Annotated in this window: 2 protein-coding genes; one reads left to right on the top strand and one right to left on the bottom strand. The window is 66.3% G+C overall.

Going from position 1 to position 2,227, the window contains the following annotated elements:
* Positions 1 to 1,250, bottom strand: a 1,250-nt coding sequence (locus AC1D00_RS37595; protein ID WP_477014149.1) for an MFS transporter, incomplete at its 3' end; no start/stop codon positions are given.
* A gap of 100 nt (positions 1,251 to 1,350) precedes the next feature.
* Between AC1D00_RS37595 and AC1D00_RS37590 the strand changes: the two genes are divergently transcribed.
* On the top strand, positions 1,351 to 2,227 hold an 877-nt coding region (locus tag AC1D00_RS37590), incomplete at its 3' end, for a gamma-glutamyltransferase (protein ID WP_477014148.1).

The following is a 2,227-nucleotide window of genomic DNA, read 5'->3' as shown; positions in this document are numbered from 1 at the left end:
CCGGTCAGTGCGAACAGGCCGAAATACTGCGCGATACGGTCCTTTGGTGCGAGGCGGATCAGGAGCGTGCGCGAGGCGGCCTGAAGTGGTCCGCCGGCAGCGCCGATCAGGCAGCCCAGCACGAGATAGGCGCGCTCCGCGGCGCTCGAGAACAGGGGCGCGCCCGGCTGGGGGGCTGCGACCTTGACGAACAGCACGCTGTCCTTGTCGACCAGAAGGATCGCCGCCACCGACAGCAGCAGGATCAGCAAGCTGCCGGCAATGACGGGCTTCGGCCCGAGTCGATCGTCGAGCTTGCCGCCAAGCCATGCGCCAAGGGCGCCGGCAATCGCGAGCATGATGCCGAAAGTGCCGATCTGGATCGTGTGCCAGCCGAAGGTGCCCGCGGCATAGATGCCGCCGAAGGCGAACAGCGACACCAGGCCGTCGGTGTAGATCATGTTGGCGAGCAGGAACGCTGCGAGCGATTTCTGCTGCGGCAAACTCCTGATCGATTGCTTCAGCTCCGACAGGCCTTCGCGCAACGCCTCGCGCACCGGGCGCTTCGCCGGATAGTCCGGCGTGAACAGGAACATCGGCGTCACGAAGATGATGAACCACAACCCGGTCAGCGGTCCGGCGGCGCGATCTCCCTGATGACTGGCGGGATCAAGCCCGAAAAGGGGCGTGAGACCGAGCAGCGTGCGTCCGGTCTCGGGATTCGCCGCGAGCAAGCCGAGCACGATGATCAGGCTGACGATGCCGCCGATGTAACCCGTGGCCCAGCCGGTGCCGGAGAGCCGGCCGATCCGCTCCGGCGGCACCAGGGTCGGCATCATCGCGTTGTTGAAGACGGTGGCGAATTCCGCGCCGACGCTGGCGAGCGCGACCGCCGTGAGCAGGGGCGGAATGACCGAGGGATCGCCGGGCTTGCCGATCCACAGCGTGCAGGACGCCAGCACCAGCAGCGCGCCGAACCCCGCGATCCATGGCTTCCTGCGGCCCGAGGCATCCGCGATCGCCCCCAGCACCGGCGACATCAGCGCGATGGCGAGGCCCGCAGCCGCCATCGCAAAGCCCCACAACGATTGGCCGGTGGCAGGATCTGGCGCAATGCTGGTGGCGAAATAAGGCGCGAACACGAAGGTCGTGATCAGCGTGAAATAAGGCTGCGCGGCCCAGTCGAAAAAGATCCAGCTGACGACGGCGGCGCGCGGCGGATAGGTCCGCTGGGCGCTGGCCATGCGCGCATCCGAGGCGATCGTCGTCATCACGCAGTCCTCATCACGAACAGTTTTGCCTGTCTTGGAGCAACCGTATAGCATTGCAGCGGTACGTGTGAACCGTCCCGAGGACCCGGCGGAAATTTTGATGATGTCGTCATTTTCGACACGGCGGACATTTTTAGCCTTCCTTGCCGCTCTGGCGCTTGGAGTGGCGTCTGCGACCGCGCAGGATGCGCGGCGCGCCTATGTCCCGCCCGCGCTCGACACTGTGCATGCCGTTGCAGCCGAGCACGGCATGGTGGTGGCGCAGGAAAAGATATCGGCGCAAGTCGGCGCCGATATCCTGCGCCGCGGCGGCAATGCCGTCGATGCCGCGGTCGCGACCGGCTTTGCGATGGCCGTGACCTATCCCCGCGCCGGCAATATCGGCGGCGGCGGCTTCATGGTGATCCATTCCGCTGAGCGCAACGAGGACATCGCGATCGACTATCGCGAGACCGCGCCGGCAGCGACCACGCCACAGATCTTCCTCGGTCCCGACGGCAAGCCCGACACCGCGAAGTCGCGCGATTCCGCGCTCGGCATCGGCGTGCCCGGCACTGTCGCAGGGCTCGCGCTGGCGCTGGAGAAATACGGCTCGGGCCAGTTCACGCTGGCGCAATTGCTCGAGCCCGCGATCGCGCTCGCCCGCGACGGATTCATCGTCAGCGACGATATCGCCGATAGCCTGCCGGGTTGGCACCGGCGCCTCGTGCGCTGGCCTTCTTCGGCCAGGATTTTTTCGCGGCCTGATGGCACCTCACTCGGCGAAGGAGATCGACTGATACAGAGCGATCTCGCCGAAACGCTCTCGACCGTCGCCACGCAAGGTCCGCGCGGCTTTTATGAGGGCCCGGTTGCGGAAAAGCTCGCCAAGGCCCTGTCCGCCGCCGGAGGCATCATGACGGCTGCCGACCTGAAGGCCTATCAGGCAGTGATCCGCGCGCCGGTGCGCGGCACCTATCGCGGCTACGACATCGTGT

The organism is Bradyrhizobium sp. P2_E8, assembly GCF_056403875.1.
This window is presented reverse-complemented; position numbering and strand designations above follow the sequence as displayed.